The organism is Bacteriovorax sp. BSW11_IV (assembly GCF_000447755.1).
Lineage (GTDB): Bacteria > Bdellovibrionota > Bacteriovoracia > Bacteriovoracales > Bacteriovoracaceae > BSW11-IV.
Genome location: NZ_AUNE01000040.1, coordinates 37,746 through 54,191, shown reverse-complemented (window position 1 = coordinate 54,191; position 16,446 = coordinate 37,746). Strand labels below are relative to the sequence as shown.

The window sequence follows — 16,446 nt, the reverse complement described above, 5'->3', positions numbered from 1 at the left end:
ATCGGAAATTATAAATCCTATATAAAAATTTATTAGGTTTTCTGCGATTTTAATGCTTTATAACCGACCTTTTCACTTAAGTGTCTGTAAAAACGCCGACATTAAAAGGCATAGGCCTTTCCAAATACATTCCTAACCAAATCTGAATTGTTCACTTCAATTCTGCTCCTGTATCTATGCCCCCACAAACACAACACAGAAAAGGAAAAAAATGAAAACTTTAATTCTTATTGCGACAGCTCTTACTTCATCGCTATCATCTGCCGCCATTATGCATTCTGATTACAATGAAAAACTAAACAGCAATATCGAAAAGGCCATTGAAGCTGAATGTGGAAAAATGAATTGGTTGGAAGTTGTTTCTGCAAAAAAACAAAGAGTACAAGTTGATCAAGGAATCGTAGATTACAAATACACTACAGAATTGAAAGCGACTTCACCTGAATACAAAAGATATTCAGTAACTGTGACGACTTGGTACTATGACAGCTATGACCATTCAACTCAAGACTGGGGTTCTTACCACACAGAATCTGTTGAATGTGCTCCCCTATACAAATGAGTTGTTGAGAATTTCTCCTACTCCACCGGCACCAGGCACAATGTACTGGTGCTCATTTAAACCAAACTCTTCATCAATAAAAGTTCCAGGCACCGAGGCCAAAACTTTATCACTTGAAAGCCCACGGTCTAATCTTAGAGCAAAGATTTGAACATCAGGATGATCTTTTTGCATACGGCGAATGTACTCAGGTGTGATGATTAAGTTCATCGTAATGTATTTGAGAGCGTCACCTTCAACACTATTTTTATAGTGTGAAATAGCATGTGACATACTTCCGCCTGTGGCACCCATTGGGTCAGGAAAAAGGACAATGGCATCCTTAACGGGACCACCAATCTTAGATCCAGAAAGATCAACTCCCACAACTTCATTAGCAGCATTAGTCTTTCTTTGAATATAAAAGTGATCTTGTCTTAGAACCTTTGGGTCCATAATAAAATTTAAATGGTGATAGCAAAGATGACTTGGATAAATTCCAGCACGAGCAAGATCAACACTCACCACAGGAGTTGATGCCTTAATCACTTCACCGTGAAAAACACCTTTTTCATGGTGCTCTTTCATACGAGTGTCCATCTTTACAACTTCACGAGGGAAACAAGAATTCACAACGGTATCAAGTAAAATACCATAGAGTCTTTCTACAATATAATTAAGAGAAGGTTGATGTGTTTCAGGGGCCGAAAGCTTTGCGAGAAAACTTTGGGCCATGGGATGAGAGAGGATATGAACGTTGGGGCCGTATTTGTGCTCAATCTCTAGAGCACGAGATTCCAAGTTTACATATCCTCTATCTGTCATAATATATCCTACACTTCTGCGATTGTTGTTTTTCTGTCGTTGTTTTTAGGATCGGACAGAGTCACAGAAAATGCAAGTAGATCTTCTTCTTCGGCAAAATAGTCAAAGTGAGAGCGACAACGAGCTTCATAAAGATCAGTCTCTCCGACAAGGACTTGATCTTTGCTTTGAACATTTGGCTTTCTGTAAGTTTTAGTTGCGGGACATCCGCACACAGTACAGATCGCATGAACTTTAACAACTTCATCAGCAACACAAAGAAGGTTGGCCATTGGACCAAATGGAAGTCCTCTATAGTCTTGATCAAGGCCTGCGCAAATAACACGGATACCACGTCTTGCAAGCTTAGTTACAACCTTAACAATATTATCATCAAAGAATTGAACTTCATCAATGGCCACGATTCTTGTTGAATCATAAAGTCTTTGAAGAATCTCAATTGAGTCTTTTACGGGAATCGCTTTCACTGCTTGTGAAGAATGGCTCACGACATCTGTTTCATGATAGCGGTCATCGATACCTGGTTTAAAAATTTGAATTTTCTGTCTTGCAATTTGTGCTCTACGAACTCTGCGGATCAACTCTTCTGTTTTTCCTGAGAACATAGGTCCACAAACTACTTCAATTGCGCCTGTCATAAATTGACTAACTCCTAGAGGTGACACTTTAGAACTCCTTTCTGATGTGCCCTGCCCCTCCCTTTTCTCGATTGTGTGTGTTTGAAAAAAAGAAGAACAAATGCTGTGAATGTCTCTGTTAATATGCGTGTTAATGCTCATGACAGTTTCTCAATATGGCCCCATTCTGTAAACGAGACCACTTGGTGTGTCATTATAAAAGTATAATAATTTTAGAAAGATAGCGGTGAGATTTTTTCCTAAAAAGGTCTTACAGGTTTTTGATGAAATGCGTGGGCCGCATGCGACAAAATGATATTTGTCGCTAAAATAGGCCCTAAAACATATTGACAATCATAAGGACGTACAAGAGGAGGATCATCAAGAACACTACGACTAAAAACACCGGCGAGAAAATCACCACAGAAGCTTGAAGCGCAGTCATACCAAGGTTCTTGCGAAGTCCCGCAAAGATATACACAAGAGATGAAAAGTGTTTTGCAACTTCTCCAAAAATAGGAATGAGAAGAAAGAAGTTTGATACAAGTGAGTGGTTTACAATCTCATCACTCATTTCATCAATATTACCTTTGATATTGAAAAGATTGGCGAAAAACTTAATGAGCACTCCCCAAAATTTTGTGTAGACCCACATACTAAAAGGATAGAAAATAGCGGCCATAAGCGCAGTTAGAAGTACCATTTGTTGTGATTTCATCGGAAAGTTATTGAAGAAGATATTCCCGTAACTCTCACTGTCAATCATTGCCTTAGAAGCAACAACTCCTAAATGAATTGAAAAAATCGCATAGACCGCATAAACCATACGAATGGCCCATGAAACGCTCATGGCCTCAAGAAATGATAACTTAATGGGAGCTTCACCAATCGTTTCATTCGTAATGATCGTGATTCTCTCGCGATCTTTTTGCGCCATACTCTCACGTATCTCACGCAATTTTTCGTGCCCTGAAAAAGGGTGAAGAAATGTCATTATATAATTATAAAAAAGAGTTCCCAAAATTTACCTCAAGTAATCTTTGATCGATAATGAAGGCGCAACCTCACCATCTATTTTGTAATGTAATTTTAACTTCTTTTCCTTATTTAACACAACTAATTCATGATCATTCTTATAAAACAAGTAACTCTCATTCCCATAGTGAAGGCTTAGTCCCTCTTGTTTCATATCTTCTTTTAAATAAGGTGTGAAATAACTAGCATCTCTAGTCAAATAATCGGTCAATTTTGAAAACTTAGTCTTGGTCTCGTTATTTTTCTGAGCCTCGGCCTTTTTGCCATTTTTTTCAAGAACAATTTTCTTATTTAAATCCAAGGATTCATGGAATCTCTTTACGATGAAATCCTGATACTCTGTAAAGAATAAATTATCATTTTGTTCACTGACAGCAATTGCGTAATCACTGCCTTTAATTTTAACAAAACTACCAATCGTATTTTTATACATTCTATAAAAGTCGACTTCGATTTTTTCTTCGCCTTTAAAAAGAGAGATCGTGCAAATATGCGTAGAAAATTCTTCATCTTTTACATTAATATAAACTTTTTGACCTTGCATCTTTTGAATATTTTCAACAAAGCTAGAGAGTTGAGCCTCATTGAAAGTAAATGAACTTGGTATCGAAGGCGTTAGTCTTTTTTCTTTTGGAATAATCACATAGCTAAGTTTTTTGACATTATTAACAGTAACTTTCGATAAAGATTCAAAATCAAATTTAATTTTTGAAAAAAGACTCTGATCATACATAAACTCTTTGGGTAAAAAGATTAGGGACTGTAACCTTCTATACTTATAGTCACTTCTCTCATTTCCTCTCGCATCAATCACGGCCTCTTCAGGTTTAGAATCTTCGACAATAGCGATTTTCTCTTCATTGCTTAGGGAATCGACAACTTCCATATAAAACTCTTTAGAGAAATCTAATTTCTTCCCTAAAAAGACTTGGGCCCATCCCTTTTCGAAAGTGAACTTAACCCATGCATTCTTTTCTTCAATGAAAAATGATCGCCCAATTTTTTCGACATCACGTACAGGGACTACAGACTTTAGGCGAAGCCTCGTTAATTGCTCTAGAATCATATCGCGTTTTTTATCGTCAATTGGGAAATTGCCATCGACAAAATACTGATCCCCTTTTAGTACGAGATCAAAATCGGGGAAGCTAATACTTTTAAGAGACCCTAGCAACTCTTCATTGAATAGGCTCTCTTGCTTTTGTTTTTGTTCTACTTTTTGGCGCGAGCCTCTCTCCTCCACAAAGTATGTGACGGCCAAAAGAGAAACTAAAATAAGGAGTAAGGATAAATTCTTTTTCACACAATTTCCTACAACAATCGCCTTTTTCTATAAAACAAAATTGAAGCTATAATGAATACAATTGGCAAGAATAGCACTGAAAAATAAAAAATGATCCCAACTTGTGGTCCACCAATAAAGACAGGCTCTTCTTTAAGTTCTGGTCTATCGAAAGAAGAAATTAGATCTCTTCCACTCAACCAGTCCACTGCACTTGTTAAAAAGAGATAATTACCCACCATTCGCCCATATTGATTAGTTACAAATGTAGAATTTCCAAAAGCAACAATACGAGAAGGCCTTTCGCCTTCTGCCCCATGACCAGTCCAAGTCCCAGCAAGTGCAATTGGCCCAAGTTTATCAACGCCTTCAGTAAATTCAACTTGGCCGTTGGCCACTTCGTTAAAATCGTTCTCGGCCCAACTCTCCCCACTCGATCTTGCTAAATACTGAAAACTCCCTTTATGAAGAGGAGAATCAGCAAACTCGATGGCCGAAGATACGGGAAAGAAAAGCTGACCATTAAAACCATCTGAAATCTTATGCTTTGAAAAATCCTGAACAATTGGCGCCAAACCATTTGAACCGCGAATAAAACTCCCCTTATCAACCACAATGTTGTTAGAGACGCGAACTCCCCATGTAATAAGGAAATTTCTTAAATCACTTAAAACATCGCCATTTAACATAGGATCAAGAGATACCAGTAAGCTCTTTCCACTTCTCATATAACTTTCAAGTGCACTGATTTCATTTTTATCAAATCCTGTTTTCGGACCCCAAATAACTAAGACATCAGCATCTTTTGGAACTTCTCCAGCGGCCAAAAGATCGAGTTCCTTAACAGTGTAGGCAAGCTTTGAGATAAAATTTTTCAAATAACTTAAACCTTGGTCGGACTCATCAGCGATTGAAGGACCAAGGTGATTTGTTAGGAAATAGACGACTGGTAGTTTATCTCTTGTTAATTTAATAAGTGCATTTGTTATTTCTAGTTCACGAATATTGAGAACCGTTTGTTTCTTCCCACTCATTTCTACAACGAGGGCCGGAACTTGTGTTATGCCTTCTTTATTAACAAGATCAGGTCTAATGGCCGCATCAATAAATTCGTATTCAAAAAGTGAGCTTTCTTGTCTGTAGAGTTCAAAGAGGGCCTTGATATTAGGGAAAAAAGTTTTATCACTAAAGATTTTCACATTAACTTTTTCTTTAACAGACTTTACGACTTTCACAGTTTGTTCTGACAAGGAATTGTTATTGTAATTGGTATAATCTTTTTTCAAAGGATTTTTGAATGCCAGATAATTTACTAATCCCAATATACAAAAGATAAGAAATGCCTGAACAACGGTATTCGTAAATTCTTTGAAAAAATGTGACGAATAAAGATCTTTAAAACGATCTCGTTGAATAATAATGAGCACCAAACTCATGACTATGGTAGCACCTGAAACAAAAAGACAAAGTTGTATTTCATCAGAAACAGACAACCAAAGTGCAACAACGACAAAATAAAGAATAACGTTAACTATATTGAACAGTGAGATTAATGATTTTTTCATAATTACCATCTCCTCGCTTCCACTGACTTATGAGTGAGAAAAAAGAAGAATCCAACAAAACTAAAATAGTAAATAAAGTTAAAGCTCACCAATTGCCCACGAGAAAAATGAGCATGATGAAATCCAATTGAAAAGTATTGAATAATTAAACCAACAATATAGTTATCCGTAACCTGCGCCATATTTACGAGAAGAAGTAAGGCAAATAATATACAGAAGGTCACGACAACTGAAATAATTTGATTCTCTGTTAAAGTCGAGGCAAAAAGCCCTACTGAAATATAGGCCATTACAGATAAATAAATCGCCAAATAATTTGTAAAGACCAGGCCCCAATCAGAAAATCCCGATAGTCCTAAAATAATAGGGAAAATAAATGTCAAGGCCACTAAAAAGAATACCACGATGAAAGTTGAGAGAAATTTTCCCACAATTACGGCCGATGGCTTCAAATTCGACATCATGATTAAATCAAGAGTTTGATTTTTTTTCTCTTCAGAAAACTGTCCCATCGTCAAAAGGGGGACAATAAACATAAGAAGAAAATTCATCGCCCCAAATGTTGGTAATAAGATTGTATCTATAATACTTAAATTTGTTATTTCATTTGAAGAAATCAGATAATTATAAAAAATTAGTCCCATGATTCCCGAGAACAAAGAGGCCAAAACATAAACAAGTGGTGAAGAGAAATAATCCTTCAACTCTTTCATTACTAGAAAATTAATTCCCTTGAGCATCTTGAACTCCAAATGTCACTTCTTTAAAAATTCCTTCTAAATCCATTGTCTCTTCTTTAAGGGAGAGAACAATGCAGCCCTCTTTTGCAAGAAAAGAGCTTAAACGAGAACGAATATCGTGGGCCTCTTTTGATAACACTTTAAAAGATGAAATATCGCCAAGCACTTGATCACGTAGTTCAATTGGCAACTCCTGTACCATCTTTTCAAGAATCTCAGAACGGGCACCTTCAACTTCAACATAAAGCCTTTGACCACCTGAGATTTTTTCACGAATTTGTGAAACTTCCCCTGTCGTAAGAATCTCACCCTTATTTATAATAGTGATGTCTTCACATAAAAGATTCGCTTCATATAATTGGTGCGTTGAGAGCAGGATCGTATGATTACGGCTCAGCTCTTTTATGAGATCACGAATCTCTAAAATTGCTTTTGGATCTAAACCTACCGTAGGCTCATCTAAAATAATAATCTCTGGATTGTGGACAAGAGTTGAAGCAATGCCGACTCTTTGCTTATATCCCTTAGATAGATTTCTAATGAGACGCTCTTTAACATCGAGGAGTCCACATTTTTTCATAATGACTTCAAGCGAATCACCGCCATGGTCTTTATCTAGAGAATAGAGGTTTTTCACATATTGGAGATAGCCCTCAACTTTCATATTCATATATAGCGGGGGATTTTCTGGCAAAAATCCAATACGCTCCCCTTCAATAATGGAAACGTTTCCTGAATTTGCTCTTAAAAGCCCCGTGATAATTTTCATCGTGGTGGATTTTCCGGCCCCATTTGGACCTAAAAAGCCGTGAATTCTTCCCTTTTTTACTTGAAAAGAAATCCCCTTAAGCGCCAGACGACCTGGGTATTCTTTTACAACTTGATCTAATTCAATGGCAATCGAGCTCACCTTAACTCCAGTTCATAATTTGCATAGGACCAATAATAAAAAAGCATAGCAAAAATAACTGATTTTGAAAAAAAACTTCAGGCAAACTTTGTGTTAAGATATTCATGGTTTAGGCCAAATGAAAATTAACCGATAAGTGACCTATGAGAATTAAAGAACATTTTAAAAAGTTGACTAAAAAGGCCAACAATATCGTCATTACCACTCACATTCATCCAGATGCCGATGGCATTGGCAGCCAGATTGCTTTGTGTATGGCCCTTAGAAAACTTGGCAAAAATGCCATCTGCGTTAACGAAGAACCTTTGTTCGATCGCTACCGCTATCTCGATCCTGATAACGTAATCATTAGCCTTGATGAATATAAGAAAAATGAATTTGCTGAAATCGATCTTTTTATCGTGACTGATACAAATTCACTGCCTCGCATTGGAACAAATGTTCAACAGCTTGTTTTAAAATCGCGCGATCTTCTTTTTATCGATCACCACCCTTGCCCGAAAGAGCTTCAGGCCATTCACTGTATTGATACAAATATGGCGGCCACAGGTGAGCTTGTGGGAAATCTCATCGAAGCTGTTGGTGTGGAATTTGATCAAAAAATAGCGTTGGCCCTTTATACGGCCATCATCATTGATACGTCGAGCTTTCGTTATCCAACGGTAACGGGCAACACTCACCGTATTATTGCAAAGCTTATGGATGCAGGAGTAAAACCTCCCGAGGCGTTTAATCGCATCAATGGCACAAAGAAGATTGGCTATATGCAACTTCTTGGCAAAGTTCTTAGCTCTGCCCAAACCACTAAAGATGAAACTGTAGCGTGGATTAGCTTAAGTGAAGAGATGATTGATTTTCATGACTCAGATGCTGAAGATACTCATGGCTTTATCAACCACCTACTCATTCTCGACAATATCAAAGTGGCCTGTATGTTTAGAAAGATTGGCAACAAGGTTAAAGTCTCATTGCGCTCAGCTGTGGATGAAATTGATGTTGGAATTATGGCCCAGGCCCTTGGGGGCGGTGGTCACAATCACTCTGCGGCAACGATTCTAGAGGGTGATTTCAATGAAGTCGTAAAATCGACGATCAAAAAAATTCAGGCGATGCTAGAGAGCTAACCTAGAATTTGGGCGAGAACTTCCCTTTCTTTATCGTTAAATTTAAAGGCGCCATTTTGAAGGGCGTCTTTTAGTTTTTCCTGAACTCTCGGATCTTTTGGATCATTTGTAGCGATATCGCTCTTAAGAAGAAGGTCTTTCTTCTCTTCGCTTTCCTTCTTTTCTGTATCAATACTTGGCGCTCGTTCAGCTTTCTTTGCATTCACTGCTTCTGGATGATCAGGAATATGATTATTAACTTTTTTAACAGGAGTCATAACCATATTCTTTTGCTTGGCCCTCTCAAGCTTAGCTCTTACATCACGTTCATTTACGTTCGGTGGGGCATGCTGCTTTACTCGCTCATCAGAAATTTTTAACTCTCCAGCGCCTTCACTGGCCGCATTTTTTTTATGCGTCTTGCGATTTGTCGTTTGAGTTGTTTGATTTTCAAAAGCGTTAAATATTCTCATAGGAAACCCCCAACTCTATTCTATCAAAATTACTTAGATCAATGGAGAGAGACACAATTACCCTGCACACTTTTTGAGGCGCCATTTTAGTACGTTTTTATGACTAATTTTCAACAAAAATGCTCGAAAACCTTTAACAGACGGGCTATTCAACGTTTGAATATTGTTGTGCTTTTCTCTTTTTTTTGACAATTCTTCTTAAGAAATGTCAAAAGTCCTCCGAAGAAATACTTGATCAAAACACTTGTATCGCTAGAATCTTTTTTACAGCCGACAATGTTGTCGAGATCTACTTGTGAGAGAAAATCTTTTTTTTACCTAATGGTTTTGTGGTACGTGAGTTGTGGTAGTACGTTTTAGTTGTGGGAAACCTTAGGCTCGATAAAGAAACGACGTTTCTTTAGAGAGAACCCGTATGAATTCAGCTTTAGCTTTAAGAAACTCAAAGGCCGTCCTTGTGACACTAATGCTTTCTTTTTCAGTTCTTTTTACGAGCTGTGGAAAAAGTAACACTAAACTAGAAATTCCAGGCGTTGATGGACCAAATGTTGTTCTTCAAGAAGACAATGTAATCATCAGCATGACGTTTGAGAATCTAGAACTTGAAGGTGGGTTGAGATACGCCATTCCAAAGTATCCAAACTCGTATGTTGCGATTGAACCAGATGTATTCTCTACAGGTACATTAATGTCAATCTCTGTTTCACTTGATGACGTATTTGATGGAAGTGTAAGTAGACTTGACCCAATGACTTTACCAGGTGGAAGAAACCTACCAGGTGTGGCAAGTGGTTCACTACCAGCAGTAGCTTTCTCTATTGAGAAGTTTAAAAACATGGCCTTCTACTTAGGACCAAAAGTGTTCGGTGTTTGGGTCCCACTTAAAAAACTTGGTGCACCAGGCGCGATCATCACAGCAAGATTCAATTCTGGTAGTACAAGAATTGGTAATATCTCACTTGTTGGTGAAGACCAAAATGGTGAGAACGCAGGTTTCCTTCTTATGCTAGACATCTCTAGTTATGCAGAGAAGAGACTTAAGAAACTTGCTAAAAAATACTAGACAAAATTTCTCGGGGAGCATTCGCTCCCCTTTTTTCTAACCCACCAATATTCCAGTAAATCAGAACAATTCCTAAAAACCTCCTATAAAGCAATTTATTCCCAATCCGAAAATGTAAAAAAGAATTTTTTACAACCACAATTCTTAAAAGGGGTTTTAAAGTGAAAAGAACATTGCCGTTGCACGTACTTTTTTGTCTCGTGCTTTCATTTTCATTCTTTGGTTGTGTTGGGAAAGACACAAACATGGAAATTCCAGGTGTAAAAGGACCAAACGTTACACTTAGTGAAGACAACGTTATGATCTCTATGGTTATGGAGAACCTTCAACTTGAAGGCGGAGTAAGATTCAGAATTCCAAAATTCAATGACTCTTACCTAGAAATTTCTCCTGATCTACAATCGGATGGAACGCTACTTAGCTTCTCTGTTTCTCTAGACGACGTACTAGATAGAAATTTAAATCTTGATCCTGTAACACTACCAGGTGGTAGAGCACTTCCAGGTGTTTCTGGTGGAAAACTTCCAGCAGTAGCATTCTCAGTTGAAGGGCTTGAAAATATGAGATTCTACCTAGGACCAAAAGTTTTTGGTATTTGGGTACCAGTTGATGGTCTAAATATGGAAGGTGGAATTCTTACTACTCGTTTCCACGCTGGTGGCAACAGAGTTGGTAACCTTTCTCTAGTTGGTAAAGATGAAAATCTTGAAAACTCAGGTTTACTTCTTCTTCTAGATATCTCTGGAAAAATGGAAAAAAGACTTAAGAGAATTCAAAAAAGATATTAATCAAAATATCAGATAAAAAGACATACTCCAAAAGGATCGGGCCTCGAATGAGGCCCATTTTTTTTATGGATTTTTTAGAATTGTTAATTGCCACTGGTAAGAAGTCGATTCATCATTTCGAAGTTCGACATAAACCGGTGAATCTTTCCCTTCAATATCATTTACAACATAGAACGTAGTCCCAAGAACTGAAACAATATTATAAAGCCCCTGGTGCAATTCATTGTCTAAGAGATAACGAAGAAACATAAGTCTCATTGGCTCGACCTTAGAACCTAATTTGTCGTAGTTTCTCATATCAGTTAGAGCTTCTCGCGTTTGATATTCTTTTAGTGGTCCCTCAAGGGCCTTCAAAGTATTGTCATCTAAAAATGGTTCTTCTTTCATCAGACCCATATTGATAGAAAAGCGAGGAAAGTCTTCCTTTGAAACTTTTTTCAAAGCATTTTCAAACTGAGTAAGTGGTTTCTCTATAACTTTTGGTTCTGGCTTTGGTTGCACAACAACAACTGGAGGAGGAACAACCACTGGCGCAACGGCTACGACTTTTGGTTCTTCCTTTTTAACTTCAACAGGCTTTGGAGTTGGTTTTGCAACAACTTTAGGCTCTTCTTTGTAAATGAAGTCACTAAGACCTTTATCATCAAACTCTTTTAGAGCACCTGGCAGAAAAATCTCACCTTGCAGATAAACGTTTTTATTCGCAATAAGATGAGCATAAACAGATGGAAAAATTTCTTTAATCACATCTTTTGAATTTTCATCTTTCTTAAAAATATCTTGATATCTTTTTAAACAGCTATATCCCGTTCCATTCGAATTAATAATATTGGCCACGTTTGATTGCATAAGAAGTGATACAGATAATTCAACATTGGTAAGACCGTACATCAAATCTTCTTCAGAACAGATTTGCTTAATCAATTTTTTATCTTCATTACAAGATTGAATAAGCGCCTTGCCCATATCTTTGAGCGAAAGCTTTGCACAATCTTTTTCATTATCCTTACACCAGTATTTTAAGCGCGCTACGGCCGGTCCTTGCATTTTTGATTCATGAAAATCTGTCACAGCTTGGCGAAGTTCATCTTTTGACATTTTTTTGAATGAAGAGAAATCAGGTCTCTCTGAAATTTTCCCTTTTACCCTTCTCACAAATTTTTTCATTTCTACAGATTGCGCCTGACAAGTTTCAAAAACATCTTTCCATGTAATTGAACAACTTCCTTCGCTCGCTCCAATTTCAAAAAGAAATCTTTGGTAATCTTTTAGACCTTCATAGAGGTAACTCATAGAAAGAAGTCTAAAGAGGTAGCGCATATAACGGATGTTTTGACCAAGATCTTCATTGGGACAAGCAGAAGAAAGAGAAACATCTTTATTCCAAAATAAAAATAAATCAAAGAACCCAGAATGAATTGTATCGTAGAAATATTCATCCGTATAAATTGAGTCGAGGTAATTGAGGTCCCCTCTTCTTTGATCAAATTTAAATCTTGGATCAACTGGCCCAAAGTAGTGACCAGTATCTCTTTGACCTGTTCTTACTTCATCGTAAAAATCGCGAGGATCAGATCCTTGTCCAAAACTTAAAAAACTAATAAAAAAAAGGGCCAAAGGCCCCAATATGAATTTCTTTTTCACACACATCCTTTTCAAGGATTATTCTACCCAAAAGAGGCTAAGTTGTGGAATGTAGGTAATTATCACCAGTGCAAAAAGTAGCAAAAACAAAAAAGGTAGAGATGATTTATAAAGCTCTGTTACAGGCCTTTTAAATCTAAAACTACTAATAAATAAGTTTATACCTACCGGTGGTGTGATGTATCCAATCTCAAGGTTTGTTAAGAATATAATTGCAAGGTGTACTGGATGAACGCCAAATTCGTTTGCAATTGGAACAATCAATGGCACGACTACAATTATCGCACTAAAAATGTCCATTAAACTTCCCACGATTAGCAAGAAGATATTTAGGAATAACAAGAACGAATATTTATCATGGAGAAATGTTCTCATAAGTTCAAAAATCTTCATTGGAACTTCTTCATCTACTAAATAATTCGTTAAACCAAGTGCACAGCAAAGAATAAGAAGAATCCCCCCTACTAGCGCCATACTATCGAGAATAATTTTTGGGATATCTTTGATGAAATTTAAATCTCTATAGATAAAACACTCTACGATCAAAATATAAAACGCCGTAAGAGCAGCAGCCTCTGTCGCTGTTGTATAACCACCATAGATACCAAAAAGAACTGCTACAGGTAAAAGCGCTTCGAAAAAACAGGCCTTAAATGAATCAACTAACTCTTTCGCACTAAAAGGCTTGCGAGTTCTTTTTAAGTTCCCCTGGCGGATTGACCAGAAAGAAAGAATTAAAATTAGAAAGACTCCTGGAATAATTCCTGCTTTAAAAAGTTCATCTATATCAACATTGGCCACAAGACCATAAAGAATGATTGGTAAACTTGGTGGGAATAGAAGTCCGAGAGATCCTGAAGTTGTGATGAGTCCAAGTGAGAACTTTTCACTATACCCTTCATTCTTCAAAATGGGATAGAGCAACCCGCCAAGAGCAATAATCGTGACACCACTCGCCCCAGTAAAGGCCGTAAAGAATGCACAAATAACTAATGAAACAATTGCGACACCACCAGGCAACCATCCAAGAGCAGCTTCAGCAAAACGAAGAAGCCTAGCAGGGGCCTTAGACTCCGCCATGATGTAACCAGCAAAAGTAAATAATGGAATTGTTAGTAACGTAGGAGCACTGGCCAGTCTATAAATCTCAACAGCAACGGCCGAAACGTCTACCTCAGAAAGAGTAAAGGCTCCAAGGGCCGCTAAACTCATAACTATAAACAGTGGAGTTCCAAGAAGGGCCAAAAAAATGATTGAACTAACTAAGGCAATTCCCATTGTATTCCTTTACTTTGTTGGATGTGCAATGATTTTGAAAAATTGAAGGATAAAACGAATAGCAATAATGCCAAACCCAATTGGGATAATCATAACGAGAAATCCGCTATGGATACCCAAGAACGCTTCCTTACCATATTGAAGTTCTGTGAGAACAAAATCATAACTGGCCTTCACAAGCCAAATAAGAACAGCACTTGAGACCAATGCGATGAAGGCCTTAATGGCCATTAGCTTTTTCTCTTGCCCTTCTTTTGTCTCTAAAATTTTTGGTAGAATTTCGATCCCGATATGGGTTCCCTTACCTGTGGCCAAAACACCACCTAGAAATGCACTGGCAAAGACAAGGTGTCTTACGAGAGGGTCAATCCATAAGTATGAACTTCCAAACCAGCGCATGACAATATTGAGAACACTCAAAAGCAGCATCGCAAAAACTGCTGCAATAATTGTTACAGATGTGATCTTTTCGATGAATTTATCTAGTGCGAAAATAACTTTCATTACATCTCTTTTTCTAGCATCTTAAGTGCTTCTGCTGAGAAAAGTTTCCCAGTAAGCTTCTTAACGATTTCAGCTCTGATCCCTTTTCCTTTTTCAACATCTGTTTTAGGGAATTCTAAAAATTCAATCCCCATTGATTTCATAGCAGCAAGAGCATCAGTATTATCCTGAGAATTTACTTTATTGATCTCTTTAATATAGCGATCACAAATTTCTTCAGCTTTTTTTCTATTTTCAGGACTCACTTTATCCCACTTCTTCTTATCAAGAAGAAACGCCCCAACAGAATATGCTACTGGGAAATCTACAATATACTTAACTTTTGTGTTCCACTGAAGAGAAAGAATCCCTAGCGGTGGAGCGTAAGCAGCTTCAACAATTCCTGTTGAAAGCGACGATAAAACATCTGGCAGAGGTAGTGGAACTGAAATGAGATTCATTGTTTCAATCATACTTGTTACAAGTTGATCCCCTTCCCATGACCAAATTTTTAAACCATTAAGGCTAGCAATATCCCCTGTCTTCTTTTGCGAAACAAAATAAACAAGTCCAATTTCAAAGAAACCAAGGTTAGTGAAGTTCTCTTTATCAAATTTTTTATTAAAATATGGCGCCATCTTCTCAAGAGTAGCAAGCGCCTTCACTCTGTTATCATAAAATGTAAAAGGGATTTCAACTACGCGAACATCTCCATTGATATCACCAAGAGTTTTACCAGTAAAAATTCCACCTTGTAGTTGTCCAACACGAATCTTTCTTAAAACATCCGGTTCATCACCTTGTGAACCTCCGTAATAGATTTTAAAATTAACGGCGCCACCTGTAGCTTCCTTAACTTCACTGGCCATCTTCTTTAAGTTCTTGGCCCAGTTTGTCCCCTCAGGAGCAACAACTCCTAACTTGAAAGTTGCACCAAGTGCACTTTGAGTAAGAAGGGCAAGTCCGAATAAAAATCCTTTCATCCTATTCTCCAAATAAATTAAAATATTTCTTTTTCTAATCTCTTAATTATTTTAAATCTCTCAAGAGCAATTGATTGATAAAGTCTAAGTCTTTCTGGACCTACACTGATTGCATTATCAGGACTCCAAACCAAACTCTTATCAAAATCATTTTTAAAATTCTCGAGTCTTACTTTTAACTGGCGGTACTCATCTTCTTCTGCCATTGGAATGAGATAGTACTGAATATAGCTCACAGTTATCAGTGCATTCTCTGGCCACTTTTTCATGGCCGCTAAGAAAATCTCTTTTCCCTTCTCAGGATTTCCACCTAGCATACGAGGTCTTGCCGCTTCATAAGCGCCAAAGAAAATATCGCACATTCCGAAGTTAAAGTCAGGACTTAAGGCACAGGCCCAGTCAAACATTCCTTTGGCAACACCTAGACGTGCCACTAAGGCCATATTTGTCTTTTGCAAATTGATTAAGCCTGCTAACGATTGCGCAGTGAAAAGTACGGCATCAATGTCACGAGGAGAATCACTTAGTTTATCAGAAAGAAGTTTAGACATTCCTCCCTGATCTTTAAGCGATCTCTCAAGTTCAGAAAAACTAATTCCACTCGCCTCTAAATAACGAAGCCCATAAGAAATTGCTTTTGAATAATTGCGAAGGGCCTCTACTTTATTTTGAGTATCATCTTTTTCTTGAAGAGAATCTTTTAGAAAAGCTGTTTCATTTACAGCGAATGCGTAACCACCATAACCTTTCACTAAACTAGAAAGCAGATTAAGATCTTTTGGTTTAACTTCCAATAATCCTTCTAGCAATTTGAGATTACCAGGAGTGGAAGATTTAAAAAGTTCGAGGTCCCCTTCCTTTTCTAGGCCTTTTGAGCCCTCCATAAATAGTGGCGAGGCCATGCCTACGGCGCTATTTCTCAGGGTTGAACATGATGACATAAATGTCGATATTAGGATAATTGTGCTTAAAATTGGCAATTTCATGGGGCCCACCCAACTTTTAGTGTGAAAAAATAAGACGTCAAATTCTTAGTCAATGTCTCTAGATTGCAATAATTTTCAAGCATTTACAATACAAGGACGAATTTACAGGGACAAAGTGTATAGAGTTTTT

17 protein-coding genes are annotated in these 16,446 nt (G+C 37.4%); 4 read left to right on the top strand and 13 right to left on the bottom strand.

Annotated features, from left to right (window positions below):
- Positions 1-211: 211 nt before the first annotated feature.
- On the top strand, positions 212-562 hold the full coding sequence (locus M899_RS11125; protein ID WP_021271553.1) for a hypothetical protein: 351 nt from the start codon (positions 212-214) through the stop codon (positions 560-562).
- On the opposite strand, the gene M899_RS11120 is transcribed toward M899_RS11125, so the two are convergent.
- The 7 genes from M899_RS11120 to M899_RS11090 form a co-directional block, all read right to left on the bottom strand.
- Positions 551-1,366: a uracil phosphoribosyltransferase gene (locus tag M899_RS11120; protein ID WP_021271532.1), complete on the bottom strand. Its 816-nt coding sequence runs from the start codon at positions 1,364-1,366 to the stop codon at positions 551-553. The two genes, M899_RS11125 and M899_RS11120, sit on opposite strands and share 12 nt — an antisense overlap.
- Positions 1,367-1,374: 8 nt before the next feature.
- A complete protein-coding gene (locus M899_RS11115) occupies positions 1,375-2,004 on the bottom strand; it encodes a thymidine kinase (RefSeq protein ID WP_021271560.1) in 630 nt (209 codons plus the stop codon).
- A 316-nt stretch (positions 2,005-2,320) separates the two neighbouring features.
- On the bottom strand, positions 2,321-2,977 hold the full coding sequence (locus M899_RS11110) for a hypothetical protein (RefSeq protein WP_034728941.1): 657 nt from the start codon (positions 2,975-2,977) through the stop codon (positions 2,321-2,323).
- Between the two features lie 30 nt (positions 2,978-3,007).
- On the bottom strand, positions 3,008-4,321 hold the full coding sequence (locus tag M899_RS11105; RefSeq protein ID WP_021271552.1) for a hypothetical protein: 1,314 nt from the start codon (positions 4,319-4,321) through the stop codon (positions 3,008-3,010).
- Between the two features lie 8 nt (positions 4,322-4,329).
- Complete coding sequence (locus M899_RS11100) at positions 4,330-5,865, bottom strand: GldG family protein (protein ID WP_021271515.1); 1,536 nt, start codon at positions 5,863-5,865, stop codon at positions 4,330-4,332.
- A 2-nt stretch (positions 5,866-5,867) separates the two neighbouring features.
- Positions 5,868-6,578, bottom strand: coding sequence for an ABC transporter permease (locus M899_RS11095; RefSeq protein WP_231370275.1), 711 nt, complete (start codon positions 6,576-6,578; stop codon positions 5,868-5,870).
- Between the two features lie 10 nt (positions 6,579-6,588).
- The gene (locus M899_RS11090; RefSeq protein WP_021271545.1) at positions 6,589-7,515 is read right to left on the bottom strand and encodes an ABC transporter ATP-binding protein; all 927 of its coding nucleotides are present in this window, start codon (positions 7,513-7,515) and stop codon (positions 6,589-6,591) included.
- 143 nt (positions 7,516-7,658) lie between these two features.
- On the opposite strand from M899_RS11090, the gene M899_RS11085 reads away from it, so the two are divergent.
- A complete protein-coding gene (locus M899_RS11085; protein WP_021271519.1) occupies positions 7,659-8,639 on the top strand; it encodes a DHH family phosphoesterase in 981 nt (326 codons plus the stop codon).
- On the opposite strand, the gene M899_RS11080 is transcribed toward M899_RS11085, so the two are convergent.
- Positions 8,636-9,091 carry a hypothetical protein gene (locus M899_RS11080; RefSeq protein ID WP_021271563.1) on the bottom strand — a complete coding sequence of 152 codons (456 nt, stop codon included), beginning with the start codon at positions 9,089-9,091 and terminating at the stop codon, positions 8,636-8,638. The genes M899_RS11085 and M899_RS11080 overlap by 4 nt on opposite strands.
- Before the next feature lie 415 nt (positions 9,092-9,506).
- Between M899_RS11080 and M899_RS11075 the strand changes: the two genes are divergently transcribed.
- Both M899_RS11075 and M899_RS11065 read left to right on the top strand, forming a co-directional pair.
- Positions 9,507-10,154, top strand: a complete 648-nt coding sequence (locus M899_RS11075; RefSeq protein WP_021271507.1) for a hypothetical protein — start codon at positions 9,507-9,509, stop codon at positions 10,152-10,154.
- Between the two features lie 161 nt (positions 10,155-10,315).
- A complete protein-coding gene (locus tag M899_RS11065) occupies positions 10,316-10,942 on the top strand; it encodes a hypothetical protein (protein ID WP_081653806.1) in 627 nt (208 codons plus the stop codon).
- A 63-nt stretch (positions 10,943-11,005) separates the two neighbouring features.
- Here M899_RS11065 and M899_RS11060 read toward each other — a convergent pair whose 3' ends face one another.
- The 5 genes from M899_RS11060 to M899_RS11040 are packed head-to-tail and all read right to left on the bottom strand — an operon-like array spanning position 11,006 to position 16,316.
- The gene (locus M899_RS11060; protein ID WP_021271522.1) at positions 11,006-12,586 is read right to left on the bottom strand and encodes a hypothetical protein; all 1,581 of its coding nucleotides are present in this window, start codon (positions 12,584-12,586) and stop codon (positions 11,006-11,008) included.
- Between the two features lie 18 nt (positions 12,587-12,604).
- Positions 12,605-13,864 carry a TRAP transporter large permease gene (locus M899_RS11055; protein ID WP_021271557.1) on the bottom strand — a complete coding sequence of 420 codons (1,260 nt, stop codon included), beginning with the start codon at positions 13,862-13,864 and terminating at the stop codon, positions 12,605-12,607.
- A 9-nt stretch (positions 13,865-13,873) separates the two neighbouring features.
- Positions 13,874-14,368, bottom strand: coding sequence for a TRAP transporter small permease (locus M899_RS11050; protein ID WP_021271518.1), 495 nt, complete (start codon positions 14,366-14,368; stop codon positions 13,874-13,876).
- The gene (dctP, locus tag M899_RS11045; RefSeq protein WP_021271517.1) at positions 14,368-15,330 is read right to left on the bottom strand and encodes a TRAP transporter substrate-binding protein; all 963 of its coding nucleotides are present in this window, start codon (positions 15,328-15,330) and stop codon (positions 14,368-14,370) included. Before dctP ends, M899_RS11050 begins: the two co-directional genes overlap by 1 nt.
- Positions 15,331-15,347: 17 nt before the next feature.
- A complete protein-coding gene (locus M899_RS11040; RefSeq protein WP_021271561.1) occupies positions 15,348-16,316 on the bottom strand; it encodes a putative lipoprotein in 969 nt (322 codons plus the stop codon).
- Between the last annotated feature and the right edge of the window lie 130 nt (positions 16,317-16,446).